Consider the following 15,976-nt stretch of genomic DNA (forward strand, 5'->3'; position numbering starts at 1 on the left):
GGGCTAACAGCCCAATAGTTTAATAGACTCTATTATCTCCTAAAAGAATATATAGCAGACGGCGATAGCGGCTATTACACCCACCAAATCAGCTAACAGTCCACAGGCCAATGCGTGGCGTGTGTAGCGTATACCGATACTGCCAAAATAAACTGCAAGAATATAGAAGGTGGTATCTGTTGAGCCTTGGAAGATACAACTCAATCTGCCAACGAATGAGTCAACACCAAAGGTTTTCATTGATTCCAACATAAGGCCACGTGCTCCACTACCTGAAAGGGGCTTCATAAAGGCTGTGGGGAGTGCATCCACGAATCTTGTATCAAGTCCACATTGCTGTACAACCCACCTTATACCATCTATCAAGAGGTCTAACGCACCAGAAGCACGTAGCACCCCTACTGCCACAAGGATAGCTACTAAATAAGGAATAATACGTACTGCGGTTTGGAAACCATCTTTCGCTCCTTCGATGAAAGCGTCATAAACGTTCACTTTCCGCCACATTCCAACAACGATGAAAAGGACGATTATCGACATGATAATCAAGTTTGACGCTACTTTAGTTACCGTATTCATCGTTTGCTTATCCATCTGTCCGAATCCCCACATTACCAGTCCGACAAAGCCAATGATACCAACAAGACCCAAGAACAATGTTGGCTGGAAGATATTGACACGTTGCCACGCAGCTGTAAGGAGTATACCTGCTATCGTCGCAACCGTTGTTGCCAACAAGATAGGGATGAATACATCCATTGGCTGTGCTGCTCCGTTCATACTCCGATAGCCAAGAATAGTCGTAGGGATAAGCGTCAAACCCGAAGTATTCAGTACTAAGAACATTATCATTGGGTTTGTTGCCGTGTCTTTCTTGGTATTCAGTTCTTGCATCTGAGCCATCGCTTTCAGTCCTGTAGGGGTAGCTGCATTGTCAAGGCCCAACATGTTTGACGCAATATTCATAAAGATAGAACCCATAACAGGGTGATTCTTAGGAATATCAGGGAAGAGCTTTGAGAAGAAAGGGCTTAACATACGTGCAAGAACATTTACTACACCAGCCTTTTCGCCAATCTTCATGATTCCCAACCACAGTGCTAAGACACCCGTAAGACCAATAGAAGTCGTGAAAGCTGTCTTAGACGAGTCGAATGTGGATAGCATCATCCTACTAAATATGTCTGTATCTCCCATCAAGAGAGAGACGAGTCCGAAGATAAATGAGATGAGAAAGAATCCTATCCAAATATAGTTCAGTGCCATTTATTGCTGCTTATAATTGTTTTAAGATGTCTGTTATATATCAGAAGCGGGGACAGACAGCCCCACAAAGGTACCATGCTTTCCCAATGCAAAGATAAACATTTCTGTGTGAACCTACGGCATAATAAACTAAAAAGATGTTGTTTGTGTCCGTGTTTCTAATTGTTTTTTCGATAATATGTCGTGGGTTGTTTTCTTAAACCATGTCTAAACAACCCTTATTACACCTTATTTTTCTATCTTTTATCGATGATTAAACCGTTAGACGCATATTGTTTAATCTTTTTAACACACCTAATTATGTATATATAGTACGAAGTCTTTATCTTTGCAAACGTCTTTTTCGGATAGAATTGTATCTCTTTCCGATTACTATTAATACATAATTAGTCACTTTGCGAATACAGATAGTAACTGTAAGACTATATGGGTATATTCGATTTGTTTAAGAAGAGTAAGCGAGAAACGCAACAGAAGGGCCAATGTTTCTTAGATAAAGAGGAGACCGAGGAGGTCGATTTATGGTCTAATGCTTGTGTAGCAGAGCCTCAATGTTATGAAAAAGAGGGCAAGGAGAAGCTCCTTAGTTTCGTTATAACAGAGGGTGTCAACACTATCCTACCAATGTTTCCTAACGAGTTATACAAGAACAAGGAAGATAGCTTCGCTGACATACGCCTTAAATTCGTTAGTACAACGAACCAAGGAGAGGTAGTCGACCTACCTTTCTTTCATTGTGTACCTGCTTTATCGAACTATGCTGTGGAGTACAGAGAGCCTAATGTATTGATTAGAGGGCTGAATGCGGCTGAGATGTGCTTGCTGATTTCAAGTGTTAAGCAGTCATTAAACCGCCTATAAACGCCTGAAAAGGAGACTACATTATCAATCGTCAAAAATACCGATTATGGTTGCAAGAGATTTTGCCCATAGTCGGCTTTTTCGTTTTCAACCTTCTTAAATGTCCCATTCCATCGAAGAAAAAGGGGCAAATCTACCCTCCCTTCTTCTCAAAACGCTGCTCATTACCGACACGAAAAAGATTAGTTAGCCTTTGAGACAAGTTGCGATTTAGTGCTTAGACCATCCTTCTTATTCCCTTCTATCAACTGATTTACACCCACAAAGACACTCCCCAGCGAATTATTTTCATGAAGAAAAAGAATTATTTACATGAAAAGAAATATTTTTTTTCATGAGAAGAAATATTTTTTTTCATGAAAAAAAATCGGAGAAGGATGGTATGCAGTGCGAAAAGGATGGTATAATAACCTTTTAGTTCAGCCCTTTCAGCCCTTTAATGACGGCTTCTTCCACCCAAGAAATAAGTAGGTTACACACAAAAACCCCTATCCCTTTGTTCATAACCTGCCCCTTGTCACTTTCTATGTCATGGTTAGCCCCAAAAGAGGTAGGCAAGAAAAAGAAAGGCTGAAATCCCTGACAGAATTCCAGCCTCTTATGTTCACGAATAATAAAAACGTCTATCGTTACTCTTTTATAATGAATACAACACCTGAATAACAGTCTGTCCTACTGCCTGCAGCGTATTTTTATCAATATGCTCCATCGTGTCGTTGACCGTATGCCAGGTCGGACCGAAAGAGCTTTGTTGGCAATCAGGATAGTAAGGAATAATGTCTACGGTAGGAATACCGGCATACTGATTAACAGGAACATGGTCGTCTGTAACCATCCCGCCAATGTTATCTGGGAAATAAGAGCCATAACCAGCCGACTTAGCAGCTTCCCAAACACGGCCTACGACGTCAGGAGCAAGCTGAACAGACATGCCCTCGCGATAGAACTGCGCTCCTTCGCCTCCTACCATATCAAGAAGAATACCGAACTGAGGCTTAACTGCAGTCGGGAAGTTCTTTGCGTAGTATTGAGCACCTAATGCCCAAGAGTCTTCACTGTTCTGATATCCAGTCGCCCAGGTCGGTACTCCCCAGTCTTCTGCATCGAAACAAACGAAGTCAACACCCACTGTTAGCTTCTTATCGGCCTGTAACTGACGCGCTAACTCGAGCATTACAGCCACGCCACTGGCCCCATCATTGGCAGCCATGACAGGCTTCTTGTGGTTAGTCGAGTCTGGGTCGTTGTCTGCCCAAGGCCTACTATCCCAGTGCGCACATATTAAGATACGCCTCTTAGCTTGTGGATTGAATCGTGCAATGATATTGGTTGACTTCAATACCGTACCATCGTAGCCTTTTAAGTCAGCCGTTTGTTCCTTGACCTCACAGCCATATTGCTTGAACTTCTCTACTATCCACTTGCCACACTTGTCATGGGCAGCAGAGTTCATCACACGTGGTCCGAACGCACACTGCGCTGCTGTGAAAGCGTAGGCAGAGTCTGCATTGAACGAAGGACCGACAGGTTTGGCCGTAGCAACAGTGTCAGTAGTATTCACATTACCACTTGCTTTACCCTTACAGCCGAACGTTACGGTTGTAAGCAACACTGCCACGAGGCAACCAAAAAGGGGATTTAAGTTTGTTCTCATCGTTGATTACGTTCTTATTCTCCGCCACCTCTATTTAAAAAGTAGCTGAAGACGATTCTATTCGTTTACTTTCTTACACTCTGTACCTTTGCCATTACACGAAGCCAGTTGGCTCCCCATATCTTTTCTATGTCTCGTTCGCTGTACTTACGACGGAGGAGATGGAGGGTGAAGTTTATCATTTCGCTGGCATCACACATACCTCTTACAGTGCCATCACCGTCGAAGTCGGTGCCAACTCCTACATGATCGATACCCATAATGTCGATGGCATGCTCGAGATGGGCTATGGCGTCCATCACTGTCGCCTCTCCGCTTTTCTTCAAGAAACCCTGATAAAGCGTGATGTGGGCCACTCCACCCTTCTTTGCCAAGGCTCTCATCTGGTCGTCAGTAAGGTTACGAGGGACGTCACAGAGTGCTTTACTGTTTGAATGACTACATACGATTGGCATCGAACTGATGTCTAATGCGTCATAAAAACTCTTCTCTCCGCCATGGCTAAGGTCGACCATAATACCATTGCGGTTCATCTCTTTGATGACTTCCTCACCAAACTTACTTACTCCACCATGGGTGTTGCAGCCTCGTGCAGAGTCGCATATATCATTGTCACCATTGTGACAAAGGGTAATATAGGTCACACCTCGCTGTGCAAAATGCTTGACATTCTCAAGCTTATGTTCTAAGGCAAGACCATTCTCAATGGCAAACATGATGCTCTTACGCCCCTTACGCTTGTCTTCATAGAGGTCGGATGGGGTGCGAGCTATACTGATATAACGTTGATTCTGCTTGACTATCTCCTCGATTTTATCGAAGATAAGGTCGGCATAAGCGGCAGGTGAGAGATGATCTAACACCTCTGTAAGGTTAGGATTAAAGCGTTTTAGCCCCTCAACATCAATCTTTGATGAGAAAGACTCACCTATCTTCGGTTGTGGAAGGTATGCGGCCATCGTCACAGCATCCTGTCTTCCATCCGTCATCTTGTGTAGATCGTATAGAATACGAGGGTCGCGCTGTTCAAAGTGGACGCCTTGTGGGAAGAACATCGGGGTGTCGCAGTGTGTATCAAGCGTCAGGATACGCTGGTGAAGTTGCTTGGCAAGATAGAAGTTGTTGGCCTGTCCGACAAGCCACTGAAATAGTTTGCCACCTTCTTCACCCATCCATTCAGGATGCCACTGTACTCCCATGATAGGCTTAAACTCACTACTCTCTATACATTCGATAACTCCATCGGGAGAGAGAGCCGTCACACGGAAGCGATCTCCAACCTCCTTCACCGCTTGATGATGGAAACTATTGACCATAATGCGTTCTTCCTTGTAGAGAGCATAGAGTACAGAAGACTTGAGAACGGTCACGCTATGCGTCGCTTCACTGCGTTCTGCGTCCTGTGAATGCTTGAGTGTTGCAGCATGAAAGGTTGTGATAGTCTTGTCTTTGCTCAACTTCTTCTCTACAGTCTCATCCGTTTTGATATAGTCTTCATAGATGTCCTGCTGTATTTTCCCGCCTAAGGCGACAGCAAGATTTTGTATTCCTCGACAGATACCAAGGATAGGCACTTGTCGATTATAGGCCAAACGAATTAGCATAAGTTCTGGTAGATCACGCTCAGCATTGATGTTATGCAGCTTAACTGAGGGTTCTTCTCCGTACCAAAGAGGGTTAATATCGGCCCCACCAGTGAGGAGAAGGCCATCTAAATGGTCGAGTGTATTGACAAGAACATCCTTATCAGCAATAGGAGGAACCAACATTGGAACGCCACCAGCCGCTACCACCTGCTTATAATAGACATTCCTTAACGCTGCATCACCATTCATATAATTGGTTGTAATACCTATTATAGGCTTACGCTTAGCCTCTGGGAATGTGGCATACACCTTTTCAAGGTGTTCCTGAATATCATATTGCATTCTAATTACTATTTAATAAGTCGTTTAATCATTATTAGTTGGGAGGGAGACTTAGAGGAGTTCCTCTACAATAGGTATCTCTCTCTTAATGCTTTGTTCAAGAGATATAAGCGTCTCAGTCGATACCACGCCTGCAATACCTTGTAGTTGATTGTTAAGAAGGTCCATGAGTTGCTCATTATCTTTGGCATATAGCTTGACAAGCATTGTATAAGGACCCGTAGTAAAATGGCATTCAACGACCTCGGGAATGGCACTTATGCGCTCAACTACCTTCTTATACATAGAACCACGTTCAAGGTTAAGACCCACGTAGGTGCAGGTGCTGTAGCCTAAACTCTTCGGATTGACATCGAAACCACTACCCGTAATAATACCATTCTCTATGAGGTGCTGTACTCTCTGGTGTATAGCGGCACGTGACACACCACATTGAGCGGCCACATCCTTAAATGGCATGCGTGCATTCTGCGATAGAATACCTAATATCTTCTTGTCTAAACGGTCTACTTTTTCCATATTCAAGGCTGGATTACATTACTGGTTCGATAATTGAAAGATATAAATTGATAGCGAGCAAAAGTAGGGAATTAATATGGAACAGGCAACAATATGACAGAAAAAATGCGCCTCTTGGGCGCATTTTGTCTTTATTTTAAGGAATAGAACAGTATTTCACGGCTCTTACCTTACTTTTTCATAGTCTTCTTTGACTTCTGTGTAGGGGCTTTCTTAGCGGGTACCAACTTAGCAGCCTCCACTACTTTCTTCTCCTTTTCGGCTGGGGCTTCAATGCCTTTAAGGTCGAGTGTGAAGATAAGTGTTGAATATGGAGCAATGTCACGACCTGCGCCACGCTCGCCGTATGCCAAGTTTTCTGGTATAACAATCTCCCATGTTGAACCTACAGGCATCATCTTTAGAGCCTCGGTCCAGCCCTTTATGAGTCCATTCACATTGAAGGTATCAAACTCAACACCATGACGTGATGTGGCATCAAACACCTTTCCGTCAACAGTCTTACCTTCATAGCTTACCTGAACACGGTCGCCATCCTTTGGGAGAACGCCATCACCCTTCTTAATGATACGGTATTGCAAACCAGAAGGGAGTGTTACAACCCCTGCCTTCTTCTTGTTTTCTTCCAGATAAGCCTCATTCTTAGCCCTTGCTTCAGCCTCTTTCTTTACTTTCAGTTCAACTTGTTTCTTCTCAAAGAGCTGCTCAGCGACTGCTTGCTTTAGTACTGTAGAGTCTTTTGCAAGTGCTGCTACAAATCCTCGATAGAGTAAGTCGGCATTAATAGGAGCTGGTGTATCCTCAAACTGGGCTGTGACATTAGGCAACATCGTCTTCTCTACCTGCGAACTGATGACTAATCCGGCTACATAAGCAGCAAAGGCAGAGTCCTTACGATGGTCTATTCCTTGGCGCAGGCCACGTAGGAAGTCAGGCATCTGGGCTTCTTTCACCCCGAACTGATTAGCGAGATAATCGTTCAGACCGCGAGTCATGGCCATACCTGCCGCATAACTCAACGAATCAGACGGTGTTCTTAACTCTACAGGAGTTGTTTTACAAGCCAGTTGACACTCAGTATTCTGTTTGCCGACCTTGTTTTTCTTCTTACTCTGTGCACTTGCAGAGTTGAAGACTGAACCTGCTGCGATGAGCAGAGCCAGTATAATTACTTTCTTCATTGTTTTGTCGTTTTAAAGAAAAGATGTTTTTATTTTTAAGAGGGTGTAGATTAAATAGTATCAGCAGAATTTCTGTTCTCCATCTGTCGAACTTTAATGCCCTCTTGTCTGCTTTTTTGGAGGTTTATTCAGGGTCTAAACCATTGGCTCTAAGCGTTTTTTCGATGAGTGATAATACTCTTTTAAGCATCTATACATCTTCCTTTCCATGCTACAAGAGTCTCATTATTGAATTATTCTCATGAAAATAAATAATTACTTTCATGAGAATAAATATTTTTTTTCACGACAAGAAATATTTTTTTTCATGAAAAAAAAATCGCAGTCATCGTGAAATAGGAATTCAATAGACGCTCTTTCGCAAAGGAAAGGAAGCCCCATCGAAATAGGATTAAGCCTTAATTACTTCACAGCAGGTGCTGGCTGTGACATTGCTGGCTGCCCTTGTGGAGCCTTCTCGATACCGAGCAATTCTACAGTAAACACGAGTGTTGAGAATGGCTTGAGGTCTGGACTTGGCTGTTCAGCGCCATAACCTGCTGTATAAGGGATAGTAATCTCCCACTTAGCACCAACAGGCATCTTAGTCAAAGCCTCTGTGAAACCTGGGATAACACCTCCTACAGGCATTGTAGCACCATCGCGCTGGTCGAAGACCTTACCGTCGATAGTCTTACCAACATAGTTAATCTTAACTACATCAGAAGCTTTTGGAGTAGCACCAGAGCCTGCCTTGAGTTCTTTCACCTGTACACCATGACCGAGAGTCTTCACTCCTGGCTTCTTGGCGTTGGCTGCCATGTAGGCATCACTCTTCTTTTTGTTAGCGCCGTAAGTCTTTTCTGCAGTCTTCATCTGGATAGCCTTTGATGTTTTCTGCTCAATCTCACGAGCCTGCTCAACGGTCATCTTCTGGCCCTTACCCTTTGCACTTGCTGCAAAACCAGCGAGGAAGTTATCCAAAGAGATGCTCTTTGTTGAGTCTTCACCAAAGATTTGACGATTGAGTTGTTGCTTAATAACCATGTTCATCTGCATTCCTGCGCTTACACCAGCATTGTAAGCAGCACGCTTCTTATCGTCGGCATTCTTTGCACCATCGTTCATTCCCTTTACAAACTCGTCTATGTAAGCGGTATCTATCTTCATTTGTTGAAGATACTGCTTAACACCTTGACCCTGATCAACACCGAATGCGTAGCTCAAAGAGTCTACATCAGATTTCAAACTCTCCTTTGGAGCTGAATTGCCACAGGCTGTGAAGCCTGCAGCTGCAATAGCCATAGCAGCTAATAAATAAACTTTCTTCATTATACTTTTATTTGTTTAGTTCCTTAAGCAATATTATTTAAGTAGGCGATAACCAACGACATGATCGCTTTCAATCGCCTACAATACTCATTATTTTACCTCTATCAACTCTACATCGAATACGAGTGTAGCAAAAGGAGGTATCTGTGCACCTGCACCACGCTCACCGTATGCAAGCTTATAAGGGATAAAGAAGCGATACTTAGCACCCTCCTGCATGAGCTGTACACCCTCGGTCCAACCAGGGATAACCTGATTCAAGCCGAATGTAGCAGGCTGATTGCGCTGATAAGAACTATCGAAGACAGTACCATCAATCAGCGTTCCTTCATAATGACATACTACTTGGTCTGTTGCAGAAGGCTTCTTACCATTGCCTTCCTTCAACACTTGATACTGTAAACCTGATGGTAAGGTAACAATACCCTCCTTCTTACCATTCTCAGCAAGGAAAGCCTCGCCCTCAGCCTTTGCTGCCTTACCAGCCTCAGCGGCTGCTGCTTGCTGCTTAACCTCCTGCTCTTGGAAGAAATTCTGTACCAGTGTCTGTGCTTCAACATTGTCAACTTTCAGCTGTGAACCCGAAATAACATCCTTGATAGCCTGTGCGAAGTCGTCAATATTCAGTTCTTTTGCACCCATTCCAGCAAGTTGTGAACCGATACCGATCCCCAGTGCATAGCTTAATTTATCCATTCTTGTTCTTAATATGTTAATAATTAATGTGCAAAGATACTATTTTTAAGGTATAGTAGGGCATTAATCGGATTAAAATTACTAAATTTGTCATAGAGAACGGAGGATTAGTTAGTAAGTTGTTACTTATTACCTAAATTCTGAAAGATAATCTATTGGCATTCTCTTTGCCATACTCTCCTTTCAAGAACTTTATGGAATAGGTACTTATTAGATATTCTCCTTGTTCAAGCCTCAACTCAATAAAGATCGAAGTATGAAGAGAATCGTATTCTTAACAGGTGCTGGAATGTCCGTGGAGAGCGGCTTCAAGACCTTTCGTGGTAATGATGGATTATGGGAAGACTACCCTGTTGAACAGATAGCTACCCACGAGGGCTGGCTTGCTAACCCTACCCTCGTCAATAACTTCTACAACCGTCTACGCAAGAAACTATATGCGGCCAAGCCTAATGAGGGTCATCTCCTTATTAAAGAACTTGAGAAAGACTACGACGTAACAGTGATTACGCAGAATGTTGACAATCTCCACGAGAAAGCGGGGACTGAAAAGATTATCCATCTACATGGGGAACTGACTAAGGTGTGCTCAAGTAAGGACCCTGACGACCATAGATACATAGTAGAACTACCTGCCGATCACTGTGAGGTAGAGCCAGGTCAGCTTGCAGGCGACGGCAGTCTCTTGCGTCCGTTCATAGTCTTCTTTGGTGAAGCAGTCCCTATGATTGAGCCTGCAGCAGAGCTTGTAGCACAGGCAGACATGCTTGTCATCATTGGGACATCGCTTGTTGTCTATCCTGCCGCTGGTCTTGTGCAATACACCCGACCAGGGACTCCTATCTATCTAATCGACCCTGACGATACGCCTACACGTGCTTCTGGTAGATTTACACATATCAAGAAGGGCGCAAGTGAGGGTATGAAAGAATTTATAAAACTATTGTAAGGAGTCGAGGATAGTATTACATGTAACTAACTACAGGACAGTCACTCCCAATACTGTACCCCTATTAATAACCAAGAAAGAATATATACGATACCAACCATTTATCCCCTACCCTCTCATTAGGGCTTAAGTGAATGTGAATATCAATGATTAAATGTATGAAGAAACTATTATCAATCATCTTCTTAGCCCTTATGGCGTTGCCAACCATGGCTCAGAAGAATGTTTACAAGTTTAGTGTGAAGGACGGTAATGACCATACCGTTAAGTTGAAAGACTACAAGGGTAAGGTGCTGCTCATCGTGAACACGGCGACAAAATGCGGATTTACACCACAGTACGAGGCCTTACAAAAACTCTATGAGACCTATAAGGATCAAGGATTTGTCGTCCTTGACTTCCCTTGTAATCAGTTTGGTGCACAGGCACCTGGCTCCTTCCGCGACATTCATGCCTTCTGTACAGGCAACTATGGGACCACTTTTCCACAGTTCGCAAAGGTTAATGTAAACGGACGTAACGAGTCACAGCTCTACACTTACCTAAAGGCTCAACAGCCATTCAAGGGCTTTGACATGAATAATAACATCGGTAAGTTCCTCGATGAGAGGTTTCGCAAGGAGAACCCAGACTACTTCAAGGATCCAAGTATCAAATGGAACTTCACAAAGTTCCTAGTAGATAGACAGGGACATGTCATCGATCGCTTTGAACCAACAGCTGATATGAAAGACGTTGAGGCTGGTATTAAGGCGGCTTTGAGGATGAAGTAAAGGCTAAGAAGGCTATTAGGCTTATTGGGCCAATGGGCCTTATAGGGCTAATAAAGCAATTAGCCTTATTAGGCCAATGGGCCTTATAGGGCTAATAAAGCAATTAGCCTTATTAGGCCAATGGGCCTTATAGGGCTAATAAAGCAATAAGCCTTATTGGGCCAATGGGCCTTATAAGGCCAATAAACCCAATACTCCCAAAGCAAAGCCGGCTAACACGCAACCACGTGTCAGCCGGCTTTGTTCGTTTTATTGCTTAGGCAGATTAGTAGAGTTCTGCTTATTCTTATTAGGTGACTTCTTCTTCACCTTAAACTTATCAAATCCTTTACCAAACACACCCATTACCTGACTCTGAGTTACGAATGCATCAGGGTCTATCTCATCAATCATTCGATACACATAGGAGGCTTCGCGCTGGCGAGTAACTACTATAACCAACTTTATCTCATGCCCAGTATAATAGCCCTTAGCATCGATTATCGTACTTGTACGGTGTGGTTGCTCTTGCGAAATCATATCACAAATCTCCTTATACCGCTCTGATATGATAAGAAACTGTACTGATCGCCGACTCGAACTGATAACTTGATCGAGCACAAACGACGTGATAATCAAGTTAACATAACCATAGATAACCAGCTCCCAACTGTGAAGAACAAGGTAGCTGCCCGTCACGATGGTCATATCCACTAACAAGATAACTCGTCCAAGGGAGATATCACGATACTTGTTAACTATCGCTGCGACAATATCCGAGCCTCCTGAACTACCGTTATAAGACAGTCCAAAGGCTAAGCCAACGCCACAGAACGCTGCACCAATGATTGCTGCCATGAACGGCTGACCGTGTAAGAGCCCCGGATTAGGGAAGAAATGCCCAAAAGCACGCGTCATTAAGGTCAGCATTACCACCCCATAGATGGTGCGAATGCAGAACTTTAAGCCTAAAACCTTTAATGCAACAGCTAAGAGAATAGCGTTCAGAACAAAGTAAGTAATACTTACGTCTATGTTCTGTCCCCATTTCAAGATGGAAGCTAAACCTGCTACTCCACCATTACCAATGTGGTTTGGAAGTAGGAAAACCATCCATCCGATAGCGTAAGACATCATACCTACGGCTATCATCACGTAGTCTAAGACTTCACGATACAGTACTTTCTTGTTGATCTTGTTAATCATATATTTAAGGATATGAGTTGAATGACGCTACAAATTTAGATATTTTTTCTGAAACAAAGCCCTCGCACAGAAAAAATAGAGTACCTTTGCAGAAAATTATATCTTCCCATTAGAGACAGACCTAACGCCATATTCGACTATTCATAGGCAAGCATAGCAGATGTATCCATAAAAGACTATGTTTTAGGGGGTATGCGAACAATGTGCGAAGACATGGTCTATTCTCTCTAAAACTTACATCTTTTTGCAGAAAGATAGCAACATGCCAGAAGAATTTGACATACATGAAGAAAGGCAGAACTCGCTTGAAAAAGATTTCGAGAACGCTCTGCGCCCTCTGAAGTTTGATGATTTCAGCGGACAGCAGAAGGTTGTTGAGAACCTTAGCGTGTTTGTTGAAGCTGCTAAATTCCGTGGGGAACCACTCGACCACACCCTCTTGCACGGTCCTCCAGGATTGGGTAAGACAACATTAAGCAATATTATTGCTAACGAGCTCGGTGTCGGCTTCAAGCTTACCTCTGGTCCGGTTCTCGACAAACCGGGCGACCTTGCGGGCATTCTCACCTCTTTGGAGCCTAACGATGTGCTATTCATTGACGAGATACACCGCCTTTCTCCCGTCGTTGAGGAGTATCTTTACTCAGCGATGGAGGACTATCGTATCGACATAATGATTGATAAAGGGCCATCGGCACGGTCTATCCAAATAGACCTTAACCCGTTCACTCTCATAGGTGCAACGACGCGAAGTGGACTGCTCACAGCCCCTCTCCGCGCTCGATTCGGTATCAATCTACATTTGGAATATTATGATCCAGAGACCTTGAAGCGTATCATCAAGCGTTCAGCAACACTATTAAAAGTGCCCATTGTCGACGAAGCTGCAGTAGAGATTGCACGTCGTTCACGTGGCACACCACGTATCTGTAACGCCCTACTTCGCCGTGTTCGCGACTTTGCACAAGTGAAAGGTAATGGTACTATCACACCCGAAATAGCCACCATATCACTACAGTCATTGAACATAGACACGTATGGTTTGGACGAAATCGATAATAAGATACTACTCACTATCATCGATAAGTTCCATGGCGGTCCGGTAGGTGTTTCGACCATTGCGACGGCCATCGGTGAAGATTCTGGTACGGTTGAGGAGGTCTACGAGCCTTTCCTTATCATGGAGGGATTTATCAAGAGGACACCACGAGGGCGTGTGGCAACAAAGCTTGCCTACGACCACTTGGGACGAAACTACGGTTCATCAAACCCGCTTCAACCAGGGTTATTCGACTAACAAACGCTCCATTGCAATTGTTCATACCGAACAGACGCAATGGAGTTCTTGTTTTTTATCATCTTAGAACGGCCTTTACGCAATCATTATAAAGCTCATATTCAACACTTTATCACAGCCTCCCCTACCCTCTCATACCGTCTCATTCAATTTATTTTCATGAAGAAAAAGAATTATTTACGTGAAAAAAAATATTTTTCTTCATGAAAAGAAATATTTTTTTTCACGTAAATAATTCGCTGAGGTAAAATTTCTCTATGAAGATTCCTACAGGAATTGGCCTCAACTTATAGGTGGACTCCTACTCTACTAATACTCTTTATTGGCCATAAACTCCTACTTGTAGCAGCCAATAAGAGCCAAATACAGAGTTTTAAGAGGGTAATTATTCTTTTACAACCATATCTTTTTGAAGTGTCGTGCTTATTTCCTAACTTTGTCGACATGATTATTCAAATGCATAAACCTAAGCCAAGGATGGAAAAACTGGACTTTCTTAAGTTCGTCTTCATCACACTGATGATTGCTTTCCACCTTACTTATATAGGCGACACCTACCCTGTTGCCAAACAGCTGGTCTATACCTTTCACATGCCGGGCTTCTTACTGGTGTCGGGTTATCTGTTTAATGTGAACAAGTCATGGGCTGCTTTTGGGAAAACAATGCTTTGGATATTCATTCCATATACGTTGATGGAAAGCGGATACACCGTGATGGCTTCGCTTCTACCTATCCGTGAGCATATAGACCATCTGACGGTAGGAATACTGATCGACCATATCTTCCTTCATCCGATGGGCCCTTACTGGTATTTGCATACACTCATGCTGTGCGGTATCTCGTATTATCTCGCTTTCAAAAGACCAAAAAGAGCCTTTTCATCGAGCATTAAACAAGAGAAACCACTACTCCCTATCAAAATGATGAGTTCGGAGAATCAGGTGCTGTTGGGCAAGTTTACGCTCTTTGCCCTGTTCCTTTGGCTGCTCTCTTACGGCTGTGGACTACTCTCAATAGCCAATGCGGCCTATTTCCTTATAGGTGCTCTTGTACGCCAATCAGTAGGTAACTTCCGCCAAGCCTTCCCCGGTCGTTGGTGGACAGTGGGCCTTTTAGTGGTGTGGTGCATCGACCCTTCCCACTATGATAAAGCAACCTTTGCAGGGGCTTGTGTGGTTTTCTTGGTTATCAGTACACTGTTGTGGGTCTATCAGTTAGGTATTCCTCAGCCCCTACGCAACCTCTTTCTCTTTATCGGACGTAATACTTTACCGCTCTTACTCTTCTCCCCCATCTTCACTATTCTTGCCAAATACTATCAATCTCTACTGCTCCGTATGGAGCCAACAGGAATGTTATTCCTTGTCGTTAGTGTAGCCTTCGCCATTGCAGGCTCGTATGGAATAACGTGGCTGATGGATGTCACGGGATTATCAAAGTTCTTCTTTGGCAAGAAAGGACTGATATAAGGAAGGGGATTAGGTGGTTATTGATTATTGACTTTATGGGCCTTATTAGCCCAATTAGACTAATAAGGCCCATAAAGTCAATAATTTCTCCCTATATTCTCTCCTGCTTTAGCGGTGTTCCATCAAGCGTATAAGCTGTGAAGACACCATGCTCGTAAGTCATGAAAGTAGGTACGTTTCCTCCTTTGGGGAAAGTGATAGACCCAAGATTACAAACGAGTGTACCCTCCTGCTGGGTTAGCTCCCACAGATGAGTATGTCCATAGACAATCGCATCGACACTGCCTTTCGGCATGGACGACTTATTATAGATATGTCCATGTGTCAGGAAAAGCTTTCGACCCTCATCAACTAACATCAAATAGTCGCCCATCATGGGAAATTCAAGTAGCATCTGGTCTACCTCAGCATCACAGTTTCCACGTACGGCAACAATGTTATTCGCCCGTTTGTTCAGTGCTTCCACAATTCCCTTAGCGTCTATTCCCTCCGGAATAGAGTTTCGTGGACCATAGTTAAGTATGTCTCCGAGTACACAAAGCATATCGCAATGCTCGCGATCATAGAACTGTAGCACCTTTTCCAGTGCTGGTAGACATCCGTGGATATCTGATACCAATAGATACTTCATATCACTTTCATTGATTGTTTACGTGGCAAAGGTAATGTTATTTTCCCATATAACCTTTTAATTTAACCCCAACTAACACATTACAGACCATCAAACAGGAGAAAGCCGACTGTTGAAAGCACTTAAAACGAGGTAACCTTTTGATAATAAAAGGCCACAGAGAAATATGTAAAAAGAAGACACTGTAGTCTAAGAGCATACTTGTATAAATAACACTAACACAGACTAATAGCATTAAATACTATTTTTTTAAAT

The 15,976-nt window shown here is 43.3% G+C and carries 14 protein-coding genes; 5 read left to right on the forward strand and 9 right to left on the reverse strand.

The features are described 5' to 3' along the window. Positions 1-39 precede the first annotated feature (39 nt). Positions 40-1,266: a nucleoside recognition domain-containing protein gene (locus AXF23_RS09265; protein ID WP_107625104.1), complete on the reverse strand. Its 1,227-nt coding sequence runs from the start codon at positions 1,264-1,266 to the stop codon at positions 40-42. Positions 1,267-1,692: 426 nt separating this feature from the next. Here AXF23_RS09265 and AXF23_RS09270 point away from each other — a divergent pair, with 426 nt between their 5' ends. Beyond that, entirely contained in the window at positions 1,693-2,127 is a 435-nt protein-coding gene (locus AXF23_RS09270) for a hypothetical protein (protein WP_107625105.1), read from the forward strand. Between the two features lie 637 nt (positions 2,128-2,764). Here AXF23_RS09270 and AXF23_RS09275 read toward each other — a convergent pair. From AXF23_RS09275 to AXF23_RS09300, 6 genes are all read right to left on the reverse strand, one after another. Continuing rightward, positions 2,765-3,781 (reverse strand): M28 family peptidase, encoded by a 1,017-nt coding sequence (locus tag AXF23_RS09275; RefSeq protein ID WP_107625106.1) that lies wholly within the window; start codon positions 3,779-3,781, stop codon positions 2,765-2,767. Positions 3,782-3,846: 65 nt separating this feature from the next. Then, a complete protein-coding gene (locus AXF23_RS09280) occupies positions 3,847-5,709 on the reverse strand; it encodes a gamma-glutamyl-gamma-aminobutyrate hydrolase family protein (protein ID WP_107625107.1) in 1,863 nt (620 codons plus the stop codon). A 51-nt stretch (positions 5,710-5,760) separates the two neighbouring features. Further along, positions 5,761-6,228, reverse strand: a complete 468-nt coding sequence (locus AXF23_RS09285; protein WP_107625108.1) for an Lrp/AsnC family transcriptional regulator — start codon at positions 6,226-6,228, stop codon at positions 5,761-5,763. Between the two features lie 170 nt (positions 6,229-6,398). Further along, positions 6,399-7,409: an FKBP-type peptidyl-prolyl cis-trans isomerase gene (locus AXF23_RS09290; protein WP_107625109.1), complete on the reverse strand. Its 1,011-nt coding sequence runs from the start codon at positions 7,407-7,409 to the stop codon at positions 6,399-6,401. 402 nt (positions 7,410-7,811) lie between these two features. Next, the gene (locus AXF23_RS09295; RefSeq protein ID WP_107625110.1) at positions 7,812-8,720 is read right to left on the reverse strand and encodes an FKBP-type peptidyl-prolyl cis-trans isomerase; all 909 of its coding nucleotides are present in this window, start codon (positions 8,718-8,720) and stop codon (positions 7,812-7,814) included. Between the two features lie 90 nt (positions 8,721-8,810). After that, positions 8,811-9,416, reverse strand: a complete 606-nt coding sequence (locus tag AXF23_RS09300; RefSeq protein ID WP_107625111.1) for an FKBP-type peptidyl-prolyl cis-trans isomerase — start codon at positions 9,414-9,416, stop codon at positions 8,811-8,813. 256 nt (positions 9,417-9,672) lie between these two features. Between AXF23_RS09300 and AXF23_RS09305 the strand changes: the two genes are divergently transcribed. Continuing rightward, entirely contained in the window at positions 9,673-10,365 is a 693-nt protein-coding gene (locus AXF23_RS09305) for an SIR2 family NAD-dependent protein deacylase (protein ID WP_107625112.1), read from the forward strand. Positions 10,366-10,523: 158 nt separating this feature from the next. After that, complete coding sequence (locus AXF23_RS09310) at positions 10,524-11,138, forward strand: glutathione peroxidase (protein ID WP_107625113.1); 615 nt, start codon at positions 10,524-10,526, stop codon at positions 11,136-11,138. Between the two features lie 249 nt (positions 11,139-11,387). Here AXF23_RS09310 and AXF23_RS09315 read toward each other — a convergent pair whose 3' ends face one another. Continuing rightward, on the reverse strand, positions 11,388-12,323 hold the full coding sequence (locus AXF23_RS09315) for a YitT family protein (RefSeq protein ID WP_107625114.1): 936 nt from the start codon (positions 12,321-12,323) through the stop codon (positions 11,388-11,390). A gap of 262 nt (positions 12,324-12,585) precedes the next feature. Between AXF23_RS09315 and ruvB the strand changes: the two genes are divergently transcribed. Together ruvB and AXF23_RS09325 are read left to right on the forward strand one after the other, a co-directional pair. Then, positions 12,586-13,620: a Holliday junction branch migration DNA helicase RuvB gene (ruvB, locus tag AXF23_RS09320; RefSeq protein ID WP_089365342.1), complete on the forward strand. Its 1,035-nt coding sequence runs from the start codon at positions 12,586-12,588 to the stop codon at positions 13,618-13,620. Between the two features lie 477 nt (positions 13,621-14,097). After that, positions 14,098-15,090 (forward strand): acyltransferase family protein, encoded by a 993-nt coding sequence (locus AXF23_RS09325; RefSeq protein WP_233251271.1) that lies wholly within the window; start codon positions 14,098-14,100, stop codon positions 15,088-15,090. Positions 15,091-15,181: 91 nt separating this feature from the next. On the opposite strand, the gene yfcE is transcribed toward AXF23_RS09325, so the two are convergent. Next, entirely contained in the window at positions 15,182-15,721 is a 540-nt protein-coding gene (gene yfcE / locus AXF23_RS09330; protein WP_089365344.1) for a phosphodiesterase, read from the reverse strand. Positions 15,722-15,976: the final 255 nt, after the last annotated feature.

The sequence above is a fragment of the Prevotella sp. oral taxon 313 genome (assembly GCF_003043935.1).
Lineage (GTDB): Bacteria > Bacteroidota > Bacteroidia > Bacteroidales > Bacteroidaceae > Prevotella > Prevotella jejuni.

Excerpts from the sequence above, each read along its gene's own strand:
- AXF23_RS09275 (WP_107625106.1), bottom strand. The coding sequence starts at position 3,781 with ATGAGAACAAACTTAAATCCCCTTTTTGGTTGCCTCGTGGCAGTGTTG.
- AXF23_RS09310 (WP_107625113.1), top strand. The coding sequence starts at position 10,524 with ATGAAGAAACTATTATCAATCATCTTCTTAGCCCTTATGGCGTTGCCA.
- AXF23_RS09290 (WP_107625109.1), bottom strand. The coding sequence starts at position 7,409 with ATGAAGAAAGTAATTATACTGGCTCTGCTCATCGCAGCAGGTTCAGTC.
- AXF23_RS09325 (WP_233251271.1), top strand. The coding sequence starts at position 14,098 with ATGGAAAAACTGGACTTTCTTAAGTTCGTCTTCATCACACTGATGATT.
- AXF23_RS09285 (WP_107625108.1), bottom strand. The coding sequence starts at position 6,228 with ATGGAAAAAGTAGACCGTTTAGACAAGAAGATATTAGGTATTCTATCG.
- AXF23_RS09270 (WP_107625105.1), top strand. The coding sequence starts at position 1,693 with ATGGGTATATTCGATTTGTTTAAGAAGAGTAAGCGAGAAACGCAACAG.
- AXF23_RS09265 (WP_107625104.1), bottom strand. The coding sequence starts at position 1,266 with ATGGCACTGAACTATATTTGGATAGGATTCTTTCTCATCTCATTTATC.
- AXF23_RS09300 (WP_107625111.1), bottom strand. The coding sequence starts at position 9,416 with ATGGATAAATTAAGCTATGCACTGGGGATCGGTATCGGTTCACAACTT.
- AXF23_RS09295 (WP_107625110.1), bottom strand. The coding sequence starts at position 8,720 with ATGAAGAAAGTTTATTTATTAGCTGCTATGGCTATTGCAGCTGCAGGC.
- ruvB (WP_089365342.1), top strand. The coding sequence starts at position 12,586 with ATGCCAGAAGAATTTGACATACATGAAGAAAGGCAGAACTCGCTTGAA.
- AXF23_RS09305 (WP_107625112.1), top strand. The coding sequence starts at position 9,673 with ATGAAGAGAATCGTATTCTTAACAGGTGCTGGAATGTCCGTGGAGAGC.
- yfcE (WP_089365344.1), bottom strand. The coding sequence starts at position 15,721 with ATGAAGTATCTATTGGTATCAGATATCCACGGATGTCTACCAGCACTG.
- AXF23_RS09315 (WP_107625114.1), bottom strand. The coding sequence starts at position 12,323 with ATGATTAACAAGATCAACAAGAAAGTACTGTATCGTGAAGTCTTAGAC.
- AXF23_RS09280 (WP_107625107.1), bottom strand. The coding sequence starts at position 5,709 with ATGCAATATGATATTCAGGAACACCTTGAAAAGGTGTATGCCACATTC.